12 protein-coding genes are annotated in these 20,377 nt (G+C 72.4%); 10 read left to right on the forward strand and 2 right to left on the reverse strand.

What is annotated here, in order from left to right:
- A complete protein-coding gene (locus O7553_RS04965) occupies nucleotides 1-8,820 on the forward strand; it encodes a type I polyketide synthase (protein ID WP_281553686.1) in 8,820 nt (2,939 codons plus the stop codon).
- Between the two features lie 8 nt (nucleotides 8,821-8,828).
- On the forward strand, nucleotides 8,829-9,572 hold the full coding sequence (locus O7553_RS04970) for a class I SAM-dependent methyltransferase (protein WP_281553687.1): 744 nt from the start codon (nucleotides 8,829-8,831) through the stop codon (nucleotides 9,570-9,572).
- Between the two features lie 109 nt (nucleotides 9,573-9,681).
- On the opposite strand, the gene O7553_RS04975 is transcribed toward O7553_RS04970, so the two are convergent.
- Entirely contained in the window at nucleotides 9,682-10,419 is a 738-nt protein-coding gene (locus O7553_RS04975; RefSeq protein WP_281553688.1) for a thioesterase II family protein, read from the reverse strand.
- A 216-nt stretch (nucleotides 10,420-10,635) separates the two neighbouring features.
- Here O7553_RS04975 and O7553_RS04980 point away from each other — a divergent pair, with 216 nt between their 5' ends.
- Together O7553_RS04980 and O7553_RS04985 are read left to right on the forward strand one after the other, a co-directional pair.
- Nucleotides 10,636-11,553: a proline iminopeptidase-family hydrolase gene (locus tag O7553_RS04980; RefSeq protein ID WP_281553689.1), complete on the forward strand. Its 918-nt coding sequence runs from the start codon at nucleotides 10,636-10,638 to the stop codon at nucleotides 11,551-11,553.
- Nucleotides 11,546-12,478: an ACP S-malonyltransferase gene (locus O7553_RS04985; RefSeq protein WP_281553690.1), complete on the forward strand. Its 933-nt coding sequence runs from the start codon at nucleotides 11,546-11,548 to the stop codon at nucleotides 12,476-12,478. Before O7553_RS04980 ends, O7553_RS04985 begins: the two co-directional genes overlap by 8 nt.
- A 112-nt stretch (nucleotides 12,479-12,590) precedes the next feature.
- On the opposite strand, the gene O7553_RS04990 is transcribed toward O7553_RS04985, so the two are convergent.
- Nucleotides 12,591-12,839: an acyl carrier protein gene (locus O7553_RS04990; protein ID WP_281553691.1), complete on the reverse strand. Its 249-nt coding sequence runs from the start codon at nucleotides 12,837-12,839 to the stop codon at nucleotides 12,591-12,593.
- A 114-nt stretch (nucleotides 12,840-12,953) separates the two neighbouring features.
- On the opposite strand from O7553_RS04990, the gene O7553_RS04995 reads away from it, so the two are divergent.
- The 6 genes from O7553_RS04995 to O7553_RS05020 all read left to right on the forward strand — a co-directional run bounded on the left by O7553_RS04995 (nucleotide 12,954) and on the right by O7553_RS05020 (nucleotide 20,360).
- Entirely contained in the window at nucleotides 12,954-14,501 is a 1,548-nt protein-coding gene (locus tag O7553_RS04995) for an AMP-binding protein (RefSeq protein ID WP_348650101.1), read from the forward strand.
- Between the two features lie 157 nt (nucleotides 14,502-14,658).
- On the forward strand, nucleotides 14,659-16,155 hold the full coding sequence (locus O7553_RS05000; protein WP_281553693.1) for an AMP-binding protein: 1,497 nt from the start codon (nucleotides 14,659-14,661) through the stop codon (nucleotides 16,153-16,155).
- On the forward strand, nucleotides 16,152-17,378 hold the full coding sequence (locus tag O7553_RS05005; protein WP_281553694.1) for a type III PLP-dependent enzyme: 1,227 nt from the start codon (nucleotides 16,152-16,154) through the stop codon (nucleotides 17,376-17,378). The genes O7553_RS05000 and O7553_RS05005 overlap by 4 nt, the downstream gene beginning before the upstream one ends.
- On the forward strand, nucleotides 17,375-17,836 hold the full coding sequence (locus O7553_RS05010) for a cobalamin-dependent protein (protein ID WP_281555477.1): 462 nt from the start codon (nucleotides 17,375-17,377) through the stop codon (nucleotides 17,834-17,836). The genes O7553_RS05005 and O7553_RS05010 overlap by 4 nt, the downstream gene beginning before the upstream one ends.
- Before the next feature lie 77 nt (nucleotides 17,837-17,913).
- Nucleotides 17,914-19,173, forward strand: a complete 1,260-nt coding sequence (locus tag O7553_RS05015) for a methylaspartate mutase (protein ID WP_281555478.1) — start codon at nucleotides 17,914-17,916, stop codon at nucleotides 19,171-19,173.
- Nucleotides 19,170-20,360, forward strand: a complete 1,191-nt coding sequence (locus O7553_RS05020) for a cytochrome P450 (protein ID WP_281553695.1) — start codon at nucleotides 19,170-19,172, stop codon at nucleotides 20,358-20,360. Before O7553_RS05015 ends, O7553_RS05020 begins: the two co-directional genes overlap by 4 nt.
- Nucleotides 20,361-20,377 lie beyond the last annotated feature (17 nt).

Below are 20,377 nucleotides of genomic sequence, written 5' to 3' on the forward strand. Positions count from 1 at the left end.
ATGACGCAGGCGGACCAGAGGATCGTCGACGCTCTCCGCGCGTCGCTGAAGGAGAACGAGCGACTCCGCGAGCACAGCCGCCAGCTCACCGAGGCAGCACACGAGCCGATCGCCATCATCGGCATGGCGTGCCGGTTCCCCGGTGGGGTGACCAGTCCGGAAGGGCTGTGGCGGCTGCTGGTCGACGAGGTCGATCCGATGGGTGGGTTCCCCACCGACCGGGGCTGGGACCTGGACCGGCTCTACGACCCCGACGGCACCCGGCCCAACACGACCTACGTACGGCAGGCCGGGTTCCTCTACGACGCGGGCGACTTCGACGCCGACTGGTTCGGCATCGCCCCCCGCGACGCCCTGCTGATCGACCCCCAGCAGCGGTTGCTGCTGGAAAGCACCTGGGAGGCGTTCGAACGCGCCGGTATCGCCCCGGCGTCGGTACGCGGCAGCCAGACCGGCGTCTTCGCCGGGGTCATGTACCACAACTATCCCGGCAGTTACGGGTCGTCGGGGGTGGTGTCCGGGCGGGTCTCGTACCACTTCGGTTTCGAAGGACCGGCGATCACGCTCGACACCGCCTGCTCGTCGTCCCTGGTGGCGCTCGACCTCGCCGTACAGTCGCTGCGTCGGGGGGAGTGCTCCCTCGCTGTCGCCGGCGGGTCGTCGGTGATGGCCTCCCCGCAGACCTTCGTCGAGTTCAACCTCGAGGACACCCAGTCGCGTGACGGCCGGTGCCGTTCCTTCTCCGACGACGCCGACGGGCCGGCCTGGGCCGAGGGCGTCGGGGTGCTGCTCGTCGAGCGGCTGTCCGATGCGCGCCGCAACGGCCACCGCGTTCTCGCCGTGGTACGCGGCTCCGCGGCCAACTCCGACGGCGCGTCGAACGGGCTGACCGCGCCGAACGGTCCGGCTCAGCAGCGGCTGATCCGGCAGGCGTTGGCCAACGCCCGCATGTCCGCCGACCAGGTCGACGCGGTCGACGGCCACGGTACGGCCACCGAACTGGGCGACCCGATCGAGGTGCAGGCGCTGCTGGCGACGTACGGGCAGGGTCGGGACGCGGATCGTCCGTTGTGGTTGGGGTCGTTGAAGTCGAACATCGGTCACGCGCAGGCGGCGGCGGGTGTGGGTGGTGTGATCAAGATGGTGATGGCGTTGCGGGCGGGGTTGCTGCCCCGGTCGTTGCACGTGTCGGAGCCCTCGTCGCATGTGGACTGGTCGGCGGGTGGGGTGCGGCTGTTGACCATGGCGCGGCCGTGGCCGGGTACCGACGGACCGCGTCGGGCCGGGGTGTCGTCGTTCGGGTTGAGCGGGACGAACGCGCACGTGATCCTGGAGGAGGCGCCGGCGGATCTGGCGGCCGGCCCGGTGCCGGCCGACGGCTCGGTCGAGGATCCACCGGCTGTGCCGTTCCAGCGCAAGCGCTACTGGCTGACCGCCTCCCCGCTGACCGGTGACCCGGTCTCGATGGGGCTCGCCCCCGCCAACCACCCGCTGCTCGGCGCCGCCGTCATGCTCGCGGCCAACGACGGCATGGTGCTCACCGGGCGGCTGTCGGTGGCGAACCAGCCCTGGCTGGCCGACCACCGGGTGGGCGAGACCGTCCTGTTCCCCGGCGCGGGCTTCGTCGAACTCGCCACACACGCCGGGGAACGGGTCGGCTGCGGCCGGATCGCCGACCTCGTCCTGCAGGCCCCGCTGGTGCTGCCGGCCCGGGACGCGCAGCAGATCCAGATCACGCTCGGCGGGCCCGACGACTCCGGAGCCCGGTCGCTGGTCGTGCACAGCAGGACCGACGACGGTACGGACGACAGCCGTTGGACGCCGCACGCGACCGGCACCCTGGTGCCGCGTCGGCCGCCCACCGGTGCCGAGCTGACCTCCTGGCCGCCGGACGGCGCCGAGCCGGTCGACCTGGCCGGCGTCTACGACGAGTTCGCCGAACGTGGACTGGTCTACGGACCGACCTTCCAGGGGCTGCGGAACGCCTGGCGCCGCGACGACGACCTGTACGCCGAGATCAGCGTGCCGGATCAGGCACGGGGCAAGGTGAACCGGTTCGGGCTGCACCCGGCACTACTGGACGCGGCCCTGCAGGCGGTCGGCCGCAGCGGGTTGGCCGGGCAGGAGGCGGCCCTGCCGTTCCAGTGGCGCGACGTCGAGGTGTACGCCGCCGGCGCGGCCAGCGCCCGGATCCGGGTCAGCCGCTCGGCCGACGGCGGCGTGTCGATCCTGCTGGCCGACGGCACGGGTACGCCGGTCGCCTCGGTCGGTTCGCTGGTGCTGCGCCCGGTCGTGGCGGCGGAACTGGCCGCCGCCGACAGTGGGCCGTACCGCGACGCGCTGTTCACCGTCGACTGGACGCCGGTGGCGCTGCCGGCCGGTGCCCCGGTCACCGTCGCCGACCTGGCCGGCGTGACCGCCGGCGCCGAGGTCCCGGCGGTGGTGCTGCACCGTCACGCCGCCGTGTCCGGCGCCGGCGCCGGTACGCCCGAAGCGGTCCGCGCCGGCACCGTGGAGGCGTTCACCGCGCTGCGTACCTGGCTGGCCGAGCCCCGGTTCGCCGGCACCCGGCTGGTGGTGCTGACCCGGCGGGCCGTGGCGCTGCCCGGCGAGGACGTCACCGACCTGGCCGGCTCAGCCGTGTGGGGGCTGATCCGGTCCGCGCAGACCGAGCATCCGGGTCGGATCGTGCTGGTGGACACCGACGCCGAACAGGACGCGGTGACGCTGCTGCCGAAGGTGCTGGCGGCCGGGGAGTCCCAGGTCGTGGTCCGGGACGGGGCGGTACGGGTGGCCCGGCTGCGCAGAGCGGACGCGGCTGCGGCCGACGCGGTACCGGCCGACGTCGCCGCCGGCACGGTGCTGGTCACCGGGGCCACCGGTGGCCTCGGCCGGCTGATCGCCCGGCACCTGGTCACCACGCACGGCGTACGGGACCTGCTGCTGGTCAGCCGGCGCGGTGCGGCCGCCGAAGGCGCCGACGAACTCGTCGAGGAGCTGACCGGGCTGGGCGCCCAGGTCGAGCTGGTCGCCGGCGACGTCGCCGACCGGGACGCGGCAGCGGCGCTTGTCGCCGGACGCCGGCTCACTGCGGTCGTGCACGCCGCCGGGGTGCTGGACAACGGCACGATCGACACGCTGACGCCGCAGCGGATCGACGCCGTGCTGCGGCCGAAGGTCGACGCCGCGTGGCACCTGCACGAGCTGACCGCCGGGATGGACCTGGCCGCGTTCGTGCTGTTCTCCTCCGCCTCCGGCGTGCTCGGCGGGATGGGGCAGGGCAACTACGCCGCCGCGAACACCTTCCTGGACGGGCTGGCCGCCCATCGGCGGGCCAGCGGCCTGGCCGGGGTCTCCCTCGCCTGGGGCATGTGGGGCACCGGCACCGGGATGGCCGGTCACGTCACCGCCGCCGAACTGCCGCAGGTGGCCCGTACCGGGTTCGTCCCGATCAGCGGCGCGGAAGGGCTGGCGCTGTTCGACGCCACCTGGATGTCGCCGGAACCGTTCCTCGCCCCCATCCGGCTCGACCTCACGGTCCTTCGCCGGCAGGGGGACGCGCTGCCGGATCTGTTCCGGGCCCTCGTCCCAGCGCCGCGCCGCGCCGTCGCCGCCCCCGGCGACGCCACCGGCACGTTCAGTCAACGGTTGGCCGCGATGTCGGTCCAGGACCGGGGGAACACCCTGCGGGAGCTGGTTCGCGCGCAGGTGGCGCAGGCGCTCGGGCACAGTGCCCCGGAGAGCATCGAGCTGGACCGGGCGTTCCAGGACCTGGGATTCGACTCCCTCACCGCGGTCGAGCTGCGCAACGGGCTCAGTGTCGCCACCGGGGTCCAGCTGTCGGCGACCCTGGTGTTCGACAACCCGACCCCGATGGCGTTGGTCGACCACCTCGCCGAGGAACTCGTCGGTGACGCGGAGGAACCGTCCGTGGCAGAGCCCGACCAGGCCCCGGTGTCGGCGGACGAACCGATCGCCATCGTCGGCATGAGCTGCCGACTGCCCGGCGCGGTCAGCTCGCCCGAGGACCTGTGGCGGCTGCTGACCGCCGGCGACGACGGGATCTCGTCGTTCCCCACCGATCGGGGCTGGGACATCGAAGGATGGTTCAGCCACGACTCCGGCGCGGGTTCCCGCCAGGGCGGGTTCGTCGCCGACGCCACCCACTTCGACGCCGGCTTCTTCGGCATCAGTGACGACGAGGCGACCGTCATGGACCCGCAGCAGCGGCTGCTGCTGGAGGCTTCGTGGGAGGCGATCGAGCGGGCCGGCATCGATCCGCGTTCGCTGCGCGGCAGCACCACCGGTGTGTTCGCCGGAGTGATGCAGCCCGACTACGACCCCGGCATGTTCGGATCGGTGGAACACGCCGCCGCGTTCCGTGGGGTCGGCCTGTCGCAGAGCATCGTCTCCGGCCGGGTGGCCTACCTGCTGGGCCTGGAGGGCCCGGCGGTGTCGGTGGACACCGCCTGCTCGTCCTCCCTGGTCGCGCTGCACTGGGCTATCCAGGCGCTGCGCCAGGGTGACTGTTCGCTGGCGCTCGCCGGCGGGGTGACGGTGATCTCGACCCCGGCCACCTTCGTCGACTTCGACCAGCAGGGCGGGCTGGCCACCGACGGGCGCTGCAAGTCGTTCTCGGCGGCGGCCGACGGGATCGGCTGGGCCGAGGGCGTCGGTGTGCTCGTGGTGGAGCGGCTCTCCGACGCCCGACGCAACGGCCACCAGGTGCTGGCCGTGGTACGGGGCTCCGCCGTCAACTCCGACGGTGCCTCCAACGGGATGACCGCGCCCAACGGGCCGGCCCAGGAGAAGGTGATCCGGCGGGCGCTGGCGACCGCCGGGCTACGCGCGGACGAGGTCGACGCGGTCGAGGGCTTCGGCGCCGGCACCCGGCTCGGCGATCCGATCGAGGTGCGGGCCCTGCAGGGCACGTACGGGCAGGACCGCGACCGGCCGCTGTGGCTGGGATCGGTCAAGTCGAACATCGGCCACACCCAGTCGGCCTCCGGCGTCGCCGGGGTCGTCAAGATGGTGCTCGCCCTGCGGCACGGCGTGCTGCCGCGGACGCTGCACGCCGACGACCGGTCCCCACACGTGAACTGGGCCGACAGCCAGGTGCGGCTGCTCACCGAGTCGGTGCCCTGGCCGGCGGGCGAGCGTCCGCGCCGGGCCGCGGTGTCGTCCTTCGGGCGCAGCGGCACCAACGCGCACCTGATCCTGGAGGAGGCGGACCCCGCCGTGGCCGGGGCGCAGGCGCACGGTCAGCCGCCCCAACAGGCGCAGCGGCCGGCCGGGCCGATGCTGCCGCTGCTGGTGTCGGCGCGAACCCGGGAGGCGTTGCCGGACCAGGCTGCCGCGCTGGTCGCAGCGCTGCGTGCCGACCCCGACCTCGACCCGGTCGACGTCGGGTACTCCCTGGCGGCCACCCGGGTGCCCTTCGACCACCAGGCCGTTGTCGTCGGCGCCGACCGTGACGACCTGCTGGGGGCCCTGACCGACCTGGCCGCCGCGACGCTGTCGCCACGGGTGGTGACCGGCCACGTCCGGCCGACCGGCGGTACGGCGTACCTGTTCCCGGGTGCCGGGGCGCAGCGAGCCGGGATGGGCCGGCAGCTGTACGCCTCGTTCGGCGCCTTCGCCGCCGCGTTCGACGAGGTCTGCGCCAAGTTCGACCGGCATCTCGACCGGCCGTTGCGGGATCTGGTGTTCGCCGAGGAGGGCACGGTGGCCGCTGGCCTGCTCGACCAGACGAGCTACATGCAGGCCGCACTGTTCACGGTGGAGGTGGCGACGTACCGGCTGCTGGAGTCGTGGGGCCTGCGGCCCGACCACGTCGTCGGGCATTCGGCCGGGGCGCTCGCCGCCGCGCACGTCGCCGGGGTGCTGTCGCTGGCCGACGCGGTGAAGCTCTGCGCGACCGGTGGGGAACTGCTGCAGGAGCTGCCCGCCGGGGCGATGGTGGCGGTGCGGGCCAGCGAGGACGAGGTGCGGCCCGAACTGGACGGGGACGTCGAGATCGCGGCGGTGAACAGCCCTGACTGGGTGGTGGTGTCCGGGCCGGACGACGACGTCACCGAGCTGGCCGAGCGGTGGCGGGCAGCGGGACGGTCGGTCAGCCCGCTGCGGGTGCGCCGGGCGTTCCACTCCTCGGCGGTGGACGATGTCCTGGAGGAGTACTTCGACGTCGCGGACCGGCTCACCTACCACCCGCCGGCCGTCAGCCTGGTCGCGCACGTCGACGGCGAGCTGGTCGGTGCCGACGACCTGGCGACCGCCGAACACTGGGAGCGGCAGCTGCGCGCCGAGGTCCGGTTCGTCGACGACGTACGCCATCTGGCGGAACTGGGCGTGACCCGGTTCGTCGAGGTGGGTCCGGACGGTGGCCTGGCGCAGATGGTGGCGGCCTGCCTGCCCGACGCCGGCCAGGCGGTGGTGCCGACGGTGAGCGCGGACCCGGCGGAGGTCGGCGCGCTGTTCGCGGCGGTGGCCCGGCTGCAGGTGACCGGGCATGCCGTGGACTGGTCGCGGCTGTACGCCGGTCGGGGCGCGCGGCAGGTGGCGCTGCCCCCGTACTCGTTCCATCGGCAGCGGTACTGGGTCGAGATGGACGCGCTGGCGGTCGGCGAGGTGGTCGCCGCCGGGTTGGAGGAGACCGGGCATCCGCTGCTGGGTGCGGCGGTGCCGGTCGCCGGTACGCAGGACCTGGTGCTGACCGGCCGCCTGTCGCGGGCAGCCAGGTCCTGGCTGGACGACCACCGGATCGGGGATGCCACCGTGCTGCCGGCCCCGGCGCTGGTCGAGTTCGCGGTGCATGCCGGGGACCGGGTCGGCTGCAGCCGGATCGCCCGGCTGACGGAGCTGGCTCCGGTGCCGTTGGATCCGGCCACCGCGACGCAGATCCAGGTGGTGGTGCGCGACGCCGGGGCGGGACACGGCGAGCGGGAGTTCGCCGTGTACGCCCGGGCCGAGGACGGTTCCACGGCCTGGTCGCAGTGCGCCGCCGGCCGGCTGGCGGCCGGCCGGGGCGGGCCCTCGCCGCTGACGGTGGACGACGGGCAGTGGCCACCGGCCGGCGCCGAGCCGGTCGACCTGTCCGGCTGGTACGAGGAGCTGGCCGACCGAGGCCTGTCCTACGGGCCGGCGATGCGCGGCCTGCGCCGCGCCTGGCGGGCCGGACAGGACCTGTTCGCCGAGGTCGACCTGCCGAAGAGCGCCGGTACGGGGGCCTTCGCGATCCATCCCGTCCTGCTCGACGCGGCCCTGCACGCCACCGGGCTGGTTGACGGCGCCGATGGCCGGCCGGGGCGGCCGGTCTCCTGGTCCGGGGTCGAGCTGCACGCCACCGGCGCCGTCACGGTCCGGGTGCGGCTGCGCGCCGACGGTCGAAGGCTCTCGCTCGCTATGGTCGACCCGGCGGGCAGTCCCGTGCTCACGGCGGATTCGATCGAGCTGCGGTCGGGGTCCGAGCGCGACCCGTCGGGCTCGGACACCGAGCAGGTCCCGGCCACCTCGGCCGCCGTTCGGCCCGGCGACAACGGTCGGCCGCGTGCGAACGGTGCGCCGGGCCGCCCGGTGGCGGCCGTCGCGGCGACCGGCGACGCGGGGGCCGGCGACGCGGGAGCCGAGACGTGGCGCCGGCTCGCCGCGCTCGGCGGTGAGCAGCGGGAGCCCGCCGTGCGGGACCTGGTCGCCAGCGCGATCGCGGCCGTGGTGAACACGACTCCGGAGACGATCGACTTCGACGGGCACTTCGTCGAGGCCGGATTCACCTCACTGACCGTGACCGAGCTCGGGATCGACCTCGGTACCCGGACCGGTCTCGACCTCAGTGAGGTGATCTTCCAGTACCCGACACCCAACCATCTCACCCGTCACCTGCTCGACGAACTCGCCGCGAACGGCGCCGGTCAGCAACCGGTTCGTGAGGGCGACGAGGGCGGGGAGACGCTGCGCGATCTGTTCCGGGCGGCGGCGCTGGCCGGCCGGCTCGGCGACGGTATCGACGTGCTGAGCGCGGCGGCGCGCCTGCGTCCCACCTTCGACACGCCGGCCGGTGCGGACCAGCGGATCTCCCCGCTGCGCCTGGCGCAGGGCCCGGCCCGGCCCCGGCTGCTGTTCGTGGAGACCCCGATGGCGATGGGCAACCACTACCAGTACAGCCGGCTGGTCGCGCACTTCCAGCAGATCCGTGACGTCGTGTCGCTGCCGGTGCCCGGCTTCACCCGGGGCGCTCCGCTGCCGGCGACCGCCGAGCTGGTGGTCGAGTTGCTCGCCGACGCGGCGCTGAGCGCCGCCGACGGCGAGCCGTTCGTCCTGGTCGGGTACTCGGCCGGTGGCATCCTCGCCCAGGCGACTGCTAGCCACCTCGAACGGATGGGCACCGGCCCGCAGGGCGTCGTGTTGCTCGACACCCAGCCGGTGCAGCGGCCGGGCGACCCCGGCGGCGGCTCCGTCGAGGATGCTTCCGCCGGCGCGGTGATGACCGAGATGGTGCTCGGACTGTTCGAGCTGGAGGCGGCCGCGGGCAAGTTCGACAGCGCCCAGCTCACCGCGATGGCCTGGTACGTCGACCTGCTGCCCGAGTTCGAGCTGGGGGCCACCGGGGCCCCGGTGCTCTACCTGCGCGGGGCCGAGCCGATCGGTGCCGCCGTGCCGGCCACGACGGCCGTGTCGTGGCCGTACGCCGACAGCACCGAGACGGTTCCCGGCAATCATTTCACCATGGTCGATGCGGAGGCGGCGACCACGTCGAAGGCGATCGAGCAGTGGCTGGCGGCAACAGCCGAGCAGCGTGTTCCCGAGCCGACCGTGAAGGGCTGAGGTGTGACGTGTACGAATCCGAGGACGCCGAGATCTACGACCTGATTCACCAGGGGCGGGGCAAGGACTACGCCGCTGAGGCCGCCGAGGTCACCCGACTCGTGCTGGCCGACAAGCCGGACGCGGCCTCACTGCTGGACGTCGCCTGCGGCACCGGCGAGCATCTGCAGCACCTCTCGGCGTCCTTCCCGCACGTCGAGGGGGTCGACATATCCGCCGACATGCTGCTGAGCGCCAAGGCGCGGCTGCCGCTGGTGCCGTTGCACCAGAGCGACATGCGCTCCTTCGCCCTGGGACGTCGTTTCGACGCGGTGACCTGTCTGTTCAGCTCGATCGGTCACATGCGTACGACCGCCGAGCTCACCGCCGCGCTGCGCTGCTTCGCCGAGCACACCGTGCCCGGCGGCGTCGCGGTGGTGGACCCGTGGTGGTTCCCCGACACGTTCCTGCCCGGGTACGTCGCCAGCGACGTGGTCCGGGCGGACGGGCGCACCATCGCCCGGGTCTCCCACGCGTCGCAGGAGGGCAACGCAACCCGGATGGACGTGCAGTACCTGATCGCCGACGCGGACTCGGGCATCCGCCACCTCGCGGAAAGCACTCTGATCACCTTGTTCACCCGCGAGGAGTACGAGGCCGCGTTCCGGGCCGCCGGGTTCACGCCGACCTATCTGGACCAGGGGCCGGGTGCCAGGGGTCTGTTCGTCGCGGTCCGGCAGGGGCGGCCGGAGCAGGCGTCGGCGGGTACCTGACCGGTACGTGGCACCGGGCGGGCGGTGGAACCGGACGGTCCCACCGCCCGCCCGGACAGCACGGTGCGCCCGGCACCGGACCAGCCGCCGGTCAGACCAGTCGTCGGTCTCAGGTTAGCCGTCGGGTGATCAGTTCGAGCACGGTGGCCGCGTGTTCATTGAGGTAGAAGTGGCCGCCCGGGAAGACCCGTAGCTCGAAGGCGCCGGTGGTGTGGTCCCGCCATGCCTCGGCCTCCGTGACGGTCACCTCGGTGTCCTGGTCACCGACCAGGGCGAGTACCGGGCTGCGCAGCGGCGGCCCGGGCCGGTGCCGGTAGGACTCGACCGCACGGTAGTCGCAGCGGGTCGCCGGCAGGATCATGTTGAGCATGTCCACGTCGTCCAGCAGCTCGCTGCCGGTACCGCTGAGCCGGGCCAGTTCCGCGCGCAAGCCGTGGTCGTCGAGACGGTGCACACTGGTCTCCCGATGCCGCGACGGCGCGCGTCGACCGGAGGCGATCAGCGCGGCCGGTGTGGTGCCGTCGCGTTCCAACCGGCGCGCGACCTCGTAGCCGACCATCGCGCCCATGCTGTGCCCGAACAGGGCCAGGGGCCGGTCGCGCCAGTCGGCCAGCTCCGCGGTGACCAGATCGGCGAGTCGTTCGATGTCGTCGATGCCGGGCTCGTGCCGCCGGTCCTGGCGTCCCGGATACTGGATGGCCAGCACGTCCACCGAGGCTGGTACGCCTCGGGCGACCGGCAGGTAGTACGAAGCCGACCCTCCCGCGTGCGGGAAGCACACCAGTCGGGTGGCGGCGTCCGGCTTCGGCCGGAACCGGCGGACCCACGAGGTCGTGGCCGAGGTCAAGGGGACTCCGATCGCCGTACCAGCAAATGGTGTGACCGTGACAGGCCGGCGGCGGGGGTGGCAACCCGTGCTCACCCCTAGCGGCGGTGCGGGGCTGATCTGGGGTTGTCCGGCGTTCTGGCCGCTGGCACCGTCGGAACCGACACCGTGGGTCCCGGCACCGGCCGGATCCGATGCGGTACGGGGCGGACACGGTGAGGTCGGCGAGGTGTGAACATGGCAGTGGCTGCGCACGACAAGGGACTCGTGCCGTTCGGGGAGTACCAGACGTGGTACCGGGTGACCAGACCGGCCGGCGCGGGCCGGCCGGCGCTGGTCGTGGTGCACGGCGGTCCGGGCAGCACCCACGACTACCTGCTGAACCTGGCCGGGCTGGCCGAACACGGCTGGCCGGTGGTGCACTACGACCAGATCGGCAACGGCGGCTCCACCCGCCTGCCCGACCGGGGCGCCGACTTCTGGACCGTCGAGCTGTTCCTCGCCGAGCTGGACAACCTGCTGCGCTCGCTCGGTGTCGCCGACGACTACGTGTTGTTCGGCCATTCGTGGGGTGGCCCGCTGGTGGCCCGGCACGCGGCGACCCGTCCGGCCGGGCTGCGCGGCCTGGTCGTCGCCAACGCGCCGGCTTCGTATCCACTGTGGCTGCAGGAGGCGCGACGGCTGCGCCAGGCGTTGCCGGCCGGGGTGAACGAGACCCTGCTCCGCCACGAGCAGGCGGGGACCACCGACAGCCAGGAGTACTTCACCGCCATGCGGGTGTTCTACGACCGGCACGTCTGCCGGGTCACGCCGTGGCCACGGGACTATCTGGCGTCGTTCATGGAGATCGCGAACGACCCGACGGTGTACCTGACCATGAACGGCCCGAGCGAGTTCCACGTCATCGGTACGCTGCGGGACTGGTCCGTCGTCGACTGCCTGGCCGACATCCGGGTGCCCACCCTGGTGCTGTCCGGCCGGCACGACGAGGCGACCCCGGCGACGTTGCAGCCGTACCTGGACCGGGTGCCCGGTGCCCGGTGGGTGGTCTTCGAGGAGTCCAGTCACCTGCCGCACCTGGAGGAGCCGGAGCGCTTCGCCGAGGTGCTGCTGGAGTTCCTCACCGAACTGAAGGGGGAGGGCACGCATGGCTGAGGGGCGTACCGCGCTGGTGTTCCCGGGCATGGGACCCACCGGCTTCGCCGAGGTCGGCCGGTTCATGCTGGCCAACCCGTACGCGCGGGAGCTGACCGCGACCGCCGACGAGGTCCTCGGATACCCGTTGCTGGAGCGCTACCGCACCGGCGGCGACTACTCGGAGGCCGCGCAGGTGGCCTTCTTTGTCAACTGCCTGGCGCTGGCCCGCTGGAGCGAGCAGGGCGGGACGGTGCCGGACTTCTGCGTCGGGCCGAGCTTCGGTGAGAAGCCGCTGATCGCCTACGTCGGCGCGTTGCCGGTACCGCAGGCCATCTGGCTTACCGCGCAGCTGGCCCGTCGGATGGAGGAGTACTTCGCCACCGAGCACCGTGACGTGGTGACACACTCGTTCACCCGTACACCGGAGCCGCTGCTGCGGGAGGTGCTCGACGAGCTCGCCGGGCAAGGGGAGTGGCACGAGATCTCCTGCTACGTGGATCATGACTTCCACATGCTGTCGCTGCGGGAACACATGCTCGACTGGCTGGCGGCGAGGCTGCGGTCGGCGGGCGGACTCCCGCTCTACACGATGCGTCCGCCGATGCACTGCGCCGCCTTCGCGCCGTTGCGCGACATCGTGGCGCGGGAGGTGCTCGACGGGCTTGAGTTCGCCGACCCGGCGGTGCCGGTCGTCGCCGATCAGGACGGCACGCTGGTCACCACCGGAGCGGGGGTGCGCCAGATGCTGCTGGACAGCTTCGTCCGGCCGCTGCGTTGGCCCGACGTGGTCGCATCGCTTCGTACGCGGGGCGTGCGTGAGGTGCGCGTCTGCGGGCCCGACCGGTTGTTCGGCCGGGTGCGGGCGACCACTGCGGCGTTCGAGGTGGTCGCTGTCACGCCCCGGCTTGCCCTGCAGCCGAGACGGTCCACCGCGGCGGTCTGAAACGGCCGGGCCGGCGGTCACCGGTGACCGGGGCGGAGAACCGTCGGCGCTTCGCCGGATCCCGGCCGGATCCGGTGCGGACCGCAACCCGGATCCGGCCGGACCTGGCAGCTCAGGCGGCCTGCATCCGGACCGCCGACAGCGTCGTCCAGAGCACCTCCGGGGTAGCGAACGACTCCATCGCCAACGCCTCGTCGGTGAACCGCACCGTGTACGCCGACTCGATCGCGGCGAGCAGTTCGACGGTCCCGAGTGAATCGAGACCGAAATCACGCAGCGAGCTTTCCGGCGACAGCTTCTCGTCGTCGCCGATGAATGGCAGGTGTTGGCGGAGCAGTGTCTCGAACTGGTCGTCCCACATGATGGCGACTCCGATTGAAGAAATCCTGCTGGTCTGATTGATCCTACCATTTCGCATCGACGATGCGAGCTGAAAAGATGGGGGTAAAAAATGGACGAAGCTGCCATTGGCGTCTTGTCGGCACGATTCATGCGAGGGCTGGAGACCGCCCCGGACCAGCCGGCGATCCGGATCAATTCCGACACGCTCAGTTATGCCGAGGCGCACCGGACGGCACTGCGCTGGGCGGCGGTGCTGACCGAGCACGCCGGGGGGCGACCCGCTCCGGTCGGGGTCCTGGCGGCGGGCAGCATTCCGGCGTACGTCGGGATCCTCGCCGCCCTGTACGCCGGCGCCACGGTCGTTCCGCTGCATCCCGACTTCCCGCCGGCCCGTACCCGGGCCATGCTCGACGCCGCCGGCGTCACCGTCGTGGTGACCGACGAGCCGGCGGTGGCCGGCCTGCCCGCGTCGCTACCGGCCGGTCGGGACGTCGCGGTCCTGGTCGCCGGGCAGGACCCGCAGCCCCGGTCGCCGCTGCGGATGCTGCCCGGCCGGTCCGGGCGGCCGCTGCCCGCGCCGCGACCGGTGCTGCCCGGCGACGCCGCGTACATGCTGTTCACCTCCGGGTCGACCGGGCGACCGAAGGGGGTGCCGATCACCCATGCCAGTCTGGCCCACTACTTCCGCCTGCTGGACCAGCGCTACGACTTCGACAGCGCCGACGTGTTCTCGCAGACGTTCGACCTGAACTTCGACTGCGCCATGTTCGACCTGTTCTGCGCCTGGGGAGCCGGAGCACAGCTGCTGCGGGTACCCGGGCAGGCCTACCGGGACCTGCCCGGCTTCCTCGCCGCTCACCAGGTGTCCGTCTGGTTCTCCACCCCCAGCAGCATCGGGCTGGTTCGTCGCCTGGGCGGCCTCGGCGCGGGCTCGCTGCCGACGCTGCGGCGCAGCTTCTTCGCCGGTGAGGCACTGCGCTGCCGGGACGCGGCACACTGGCAGGACGCGGCGGTCAACTCCACCGTGGAGAATCTGTACGGGCCGACCGAACTGACCATCACCGTCACCCGGCACCGCTACGGGGCCGGGTCGCATCAGCTGGCCGTCAACGGTGTCGTGCCGATCGGGCCACTGCACGACGGGCACCAGCAGTTGCTGGTGGACGAGGCCGGACAGCCGGTTGCCGACGAGGGGGAGCTGTGGGTGAGCGGGCCGCAACTGGCTCCCGGCTACCTCGATCCGGCCGACGGCGACGGACGCTTCGTCGTCCGCGACGGGCGGACCTGGTACCGCACCGGCGACCGGGTACGCCGCACCTCCGGCGGCGAACTGCTCTACCTCGGTCGACTCGACGCCCAGGTGCAGGTGCACGGGTGGCGGGTCGAACTCGCCGAGATCGAACACGCGGTACGCGGCTGCGTCGGCGTCGACGACGCGGCCGTCCTCGACGTCACGGTGGACGACACGACCGAGCTGGTCGTGTTCTACACCGGGCGACCGGCCGCGGTGGTCGAACTGACCCGGCAGCTGCGGCAGAGCCTGCCGCAGCGACTGGTGCCCCGGAGCTACGAACACCGCGACGAGCTGCCGCTGAATGCCAACCGCAAGGTGGACCGACCGGCGCTCCGGGCCCGGGCGAGGGAAATGGTGACCGGATTCCCCAAGCTGGCACCCGCCTGAGTAGGGGCTGGTAGGGGATCCCGAAGTCGTCCACCGGGGGTTATCTTTCTGTCGGCTGATCCCGGTCGGCGGATCCGATCGGCTGATTCGGTCCGGGTGCTGGACAGCAATTCCGCGACGGCGCCTCCAGTCTTTTCCAGGCGGCAGGAGTGCGGTTTTGGACGACGATCTGGTTCACTCGTTGCTGGACGTGGCCGAGGCGGTCGCCCCGACCCGGCCCGCCGTACGCGACGCGGTCGGTGCCTGGACCTACGCCGAGCTGCACGAGCACAGCCACGCGGTCGACGCCTGGCTGCACGACCGGGGGGTGGGCCCCGGTGACCGGGTGCTGGTGCAGGCCCAGACCACCCGCGAGCTGGTCGCGATGTTCTTCGGGGTCTCCCGGCGCGGCGCGACCTTCGTTCCGATCAATCCCGCGACGAAGGCGTTCCACCTCGCGGCGGTGGTCGCCAACGCCGAACCCCGCCTGGTGGTCGCCGACCGGGCCAACGCCGAGACGCTGCGCTCGCTCACCCGGCTGCCGGTGCACGAGACCGGGACGGTGTGGCCACAGGTGCACGCAGGTGCCGGGCGACGGCTCACCCGTACGGCGACGCCGGCGGCCACCGACGCGGCCGCCCTGATCTACACCTCCGGCAGCACCGCCGCGCCCAAGGCAGTCGTCACCCCGCATGCCCAGACCACGTTCGCCGTACGGGCGTTGCGCGACGCGCTCGGCTACCGCCCGGACGACGTGGTGTTCTGCCGCTTCCCGATGTCCTGGGACTACGGGCTGCACAAGGTGCTGATGACCTGTGCGGCGCAGGCCGAGGTGGTGCTCGCCGGCACCGAGTCGGACCTGGCGTTGCTCGACCGGATGCGGCAGACCGCCACGACCGTGGTTCCGGTGGTGCCGTCACTCGCCGCCATGATCGTCACGCTGGCCCGGCGCGCCGCCGGACCGCTGCCGCCGGTGCGGATGTTCACCAACACCGGCGCCGCGCTGCCGCAGCCGACGATCGAGCAGCTCCGCGCGGCCTTCCCCGGTGCCCGGGTGGTCCGCCAGTTCGGCCAGACCGAGTGCAAGCGCATCTCGGTGATGCCCCCGGAACAGGACCGGGAACGCCCCGACTCGGTGGGGCGCCCGCTCGCCGGCACCGAGGTGCTGATCCTCGACCCGGACGGGCGGAGCGTGCCGCCCGGTGAGACCGGCGAGATCGTGGTCACCGGCCCGCACGTCATGGCCGGCTACTGGCGGTCGCCGGAGCAGACTGCCCGGACGTTCCGGCCGGACCCGCGCACTGGGCAAATCCGGCTGCACACCGGCGACTACGGCCGTCTCGACGAGGACGGCTACCTCTACTTCGCCGGCCGGCGCGACGAGATGTTCAAGCGCAAGGGGATTCGGATGAGCACAGTGGAGATCGAAGCCGCCGCGATGGACGTTCCGGGCGTGCGGGCGGCCGTCGCGGTGCCGCCCACCCCGCACCGCGACCTCGCCCTCTGCGTGGTCTCCGATCTGGCCCCGCACGTGGTGCTCCGGGAACTGGCCCGGCGGCTGGAGCCGGCGAAGGTGCCGGCGACCTGCCGGGTGCTCGACGAACTGCCGCTGAACCACCACGGCAAGAACGAGAGAGGGAAGCTCGCCATGATCCTGGACGAGGCGCTGTCGTGAGCACGGCCACCTGGTACGTGGAACTTGCCGAGCGGTACGGCACCCCGCTGTACCTCTACGACCTGGACCGGATCGAGTCCGCCCGGCGGGACCTGCTGGCCAGCCTGCCCGAACCGATCGAGCTGTTCTACGCGGTCAAGGCCAACCCGCACCCGCAGGTGGCCGCAGCGGTCGCCGCGGACCGGGTCCGCGCGGAGATCAGCTCCACCGGCGAGCTGGCGGTCGCCCTCGCCGCCGGCTTCAACGCCGGGCACTGCCTCTACACCGGACCGGGCAAGACCACCGGTGAGCTGACCGAGGCTATCGGCCGGGGCGTGCGGACGTTCTCGGTGGAATCTCCCGGCGACCTCCGGCGCATCGGTACGGTGGCCAGCCGGCACGGCGTGGTCGCCCGGTGCCTGCTACGCATCAACAGCGTCACCGCGCGGGCGTCGACGAGTATCCGGATGACCGGGGCGCCGTCGCAGTTCGGTATCGACAGCGAGACCCTGCCCGACCTGCTGCCCGAGCTGCGCGAGGTGGCCGGCACCGACATCGTCGGTGCCCACTTCTTCCCGCTGAGCAACGCCCGTGACGAGGCGAGCCTGATCAGCGAGTTCCAGCACACCGTCACCCTCGCGGCGCAACTGCACGACGAACTCGGCCTGCCGGTGCGGCTGCTGGACATCGGTGGCGGCTTCGCCGCGCCGTACGCGGTGCCGGGCAGCCGCCCGAGGTACGACAAGGTGCGCGTCGAGCTGGAGAACGCGCTCGATGCCAGCTTCGCCGGCTGGCGCCACGGTACGCCGGGCGTCGCCTGCGAGTCCGGGCGCTACCTCGTCGGGGACAGTGGCACCCTGCTCTGCTCGGTGGTCAACCTCAAGACGAGCCGGGGCCGGCGGTTCGTGATCCTCGACGGCGGAATCAACACCTTCGGCGGCATGTCCGGGCTGGGCCGGCTGCTACCGGTGGCGGTCCAGCTCGACGAGGACGCCCCGGCCGGTACCGCGAGTCTGGTCGGGCCGCTGTGCACCCCGGGCGACGTGCTCGGCCGCGACGTCGACGTGCCGGAGCTCGCCCCCGGCGACGTGGTGGCGATCCCGAACGCGGGTGCGTACGGGCCGACAGCCAGCCTGCTGGCCTTCCTGGGCCGACCGGCCCCGGTCGAGGTGGTCGTCCGGGGCCGCCGGGTCGTTTCCGTGTCGCGCCTGGAATACCACCGTGACCACGGCCCGTGGACATGAACCCGGCCGGCCGGGTACGCCAGGCCACCCGGCCCGGACCTCCGACGGTGCTCGTCAGCGGGCTCTCCTCGGACGCGCACACCTGGAATCTGGTCTTCCTGGAGCTGCTGCTCGCCGAGCTCGGGTACCGGGTGACCAACCTCGGGGCGTGCGTGCCCGACGAACTTCTCGTCCGCGAGTGCCTGGACCGGGCACCCGAGCTGCTCGTGCTGAGCAGCGTCAACGGGCACGGCCACCTCGACGGGGCGCGGGTGGTCCGCCGGCTGCGCGGTCTGCCGTCACTGGCGGGCCTGCCGATCGTGATCGGCGGCAAGCTCGGGGTGGCCGGCGGGCTGACCGCCGCACAGCGCGACGAGCTGGCCCGGGCCGGCTGCGACGCGGTGTTCGAGGAGAACGCCGAGACCGTCACCGCGTTCCGCCGGTTCCTCGACACGCTGCCCGTCCGGGCGATCCGGTGACCTCGACCCGTTCACCGGTGACGCCGGTGACCGCGACCGGTGCACCGGTCGCGGCGACGGCCGGCGACCGGGTCCGGATCGGCCTCGGCGAGTTCGTCCGCGCCGCGCGGGCCGCCGGGAACCTGGTGGTGCAGCCGAGGATGGGCTTCGGCAGCCCGGAGTCGATGCGCAGCGGGTTGCGGGCCACCAAGGCGGTACCGGCGACCACCGTGGGCACGATCACCCTGGACAGTTACACCCGGGTCGGTGACCTTGCCGCCGCCGAGCGGGCCGTCCTCGCCGGCGCGGACCTCAACGGCTACCCCATCGTCAGTCATCCGGTGCACGTGACCCGGTCCGTTCTCGACGGGGTACGCGACAGCGGGTTCCCGGTCCAGCTGCGCCACGGCTCGGCGACTCCGCAGCACATCTTCGCCGCGCTGATCGCCGCCGGCCTGGACGCCACCGAAGGCGGACCGGTCTCCTACTGCCTGCCGTACGGACGGGTGCCGCTGGAAGAGTCCGTGCGTAGTTGGGCACAGTGCTGTGAGCTCTTCGCCCACCTGCGCGAGCACGCGCCGGTCGAGCCCAACCTGGAGACGTTCGGCGGCTGCATGCTCGGTCAGCTGTGCCCACCCAGCCAACTGGTGGCGCTCAGCGTGCTGGAGGCGATGTTCTTCCGCCAGTACGGGGTACGCAGCGTGGCGGTCAGCTACGCCCAGCAGACGAACCCGCGCCAGGACGAGGAGGCAATCTTCGCGTTGCGCCGGCTCTGCGCCGAGCTGCTCGACGACATCGACTGGCACGTGGTCGTCTACACGTACATGGGGGTGTACCCGACCACGCCGTGGGGTGCGCGGCGGCTGCTCGCCGAAGCCGTGGCGCTGGCCCGGGCCACCGGGTCCGAGCGGCTGATCGTCAAGACGGTCGTGGAGTCGCAGCGGATCCCGACCATCGCCGAGAACGTCGACGCGCTCGAATTCGCCGGTGCCGCCGCCCGCACCCGACCCGCACCGCGGCCGAGCGTCGACCCGGCCGCCGACTCGCAGACCTACCAGGAGGCGCGCGCCATGGTGGAGGCGATCAGCGACCTCGACGGCGACCTCGGTCGTGCGTTGCTGCACAGCTTCAAACGCGGCTACCTGGACATCCCGTACTGCCTGCATCCGGACAACCTCGGCCGGACCCGCAGCTACCTGGACGTGGACGGGGCCCTGAGGTGGGCGGACACCGGGCTGCTTCCGATCGGTCATCTGGTGCCACGCCGGCAGCGGCGGCAGGTGAGCTCGGCCGGGCTGCTGGACGCGCTCGGCTACGTGCGACGCAAGTACGACACGGCAGGAAGTGAGTTGCGATGACGGCAGTCGACCGGCAGGTCCGCCGGTATCCGTTCCCGATGCAGCGCACCGAGGTGTCGCCGATGTACGCGACACTGCGCCGCAGCGAACCCGTCAGCCGGGTGCAGCTGCCCTACGGTGAGCCGGCCTGGTTGGCCACCCGGCACCGGGACGTCAGGACCGTACTGTCCGATCCGCGGTTCAGCCGTGCCGTCGCACAGGGCCTCGACCAGCCACGGATGCGGGTCGAGAACATGAACGACGGCATCATGGGGATGGACCCGCCGGACCACACGCGACTGCGCCGGCTGGCGATGAAGGCGTTCACCGCCCGGCGGGTCGAGAAGATGCGCGTCACTGTCGAGCGGATCACCACCGAGCTGCTGGACGCGATGGTGGCCGGCGGCCAGCCGGCCGACCTGGTGACGCACTTCGCGCGGCCGTTGCCGGTGACCGTCATCTGCGGGTTGCTCGGGGTGCCCTTCGAGGACTATCCGAAGTTCACCCGTTGGACCGAGGCGTTCACCAACGACGAGTCGGCGTCGACCGGTGTTCTCGCCACGGTCGGCCCGGAGATGGACGCCTACTTCGCCGAGCTGGTCGCCCAGCGTCGTCGGCGGCCTACCGACGACCTGCTGGGCGCCCTGGTCCGGGCCCGCGACGACGGTGACAAGCTGACCGAGACCGAGCTGATCGACCTGGCCGGTGCCGGCCTGCTCACCGCCGGCACCGAGACGGTCTCCTGCGGACTGCCGAGCTTCGTCTACACGCTGCTGCGGCATCCGCAGGCGCTGGCGCGGCTGCGCGCCGAGCCGGACCTGATGCCGTCGGCGGTCGAGGAGCTGCTGCGGTTCGTGCCGATCAACACGGCGGCGATGTTCGCCCGCTACGCGCTGGAGGACGTGGAGCTGTCCGGTGTCACGGTACGCGCCGGTGAACCCGTCCTGCCGTCGTTGGCGGCGGCCAACCGTGACCCGGACGTGTTCACGGATCCGGACCGCCTCGACCTGACCCGGGCGACGAACCCGCACGTGACATTCGGCTACGGGCCACATCTGTGCATCGGGGCGCAACTGGCCCGGTTGGAGTTGCAGGTCGCCCTGCGTGCCCTGCTCGACCGGTTCCCACGACTCGACGTCACCGACGATCTGGAGTGGAAGTTCGGCGTGATCGTACGCGGTCCGGCCACTCTGCCGATCACCTGGTGAGGGGTCGCTAGGGGTCC

The sequence above is a fragment of the Solwaraspora sp. WMMA2059 genome, from assembly GCF_027497315.1.
Taxonomy (GTDB): domain Bacteria; phylum Actinomycetota; class Actinomycetes; order Mycobacteriales; family Micromonosporaceae; genus Micromonospora_E.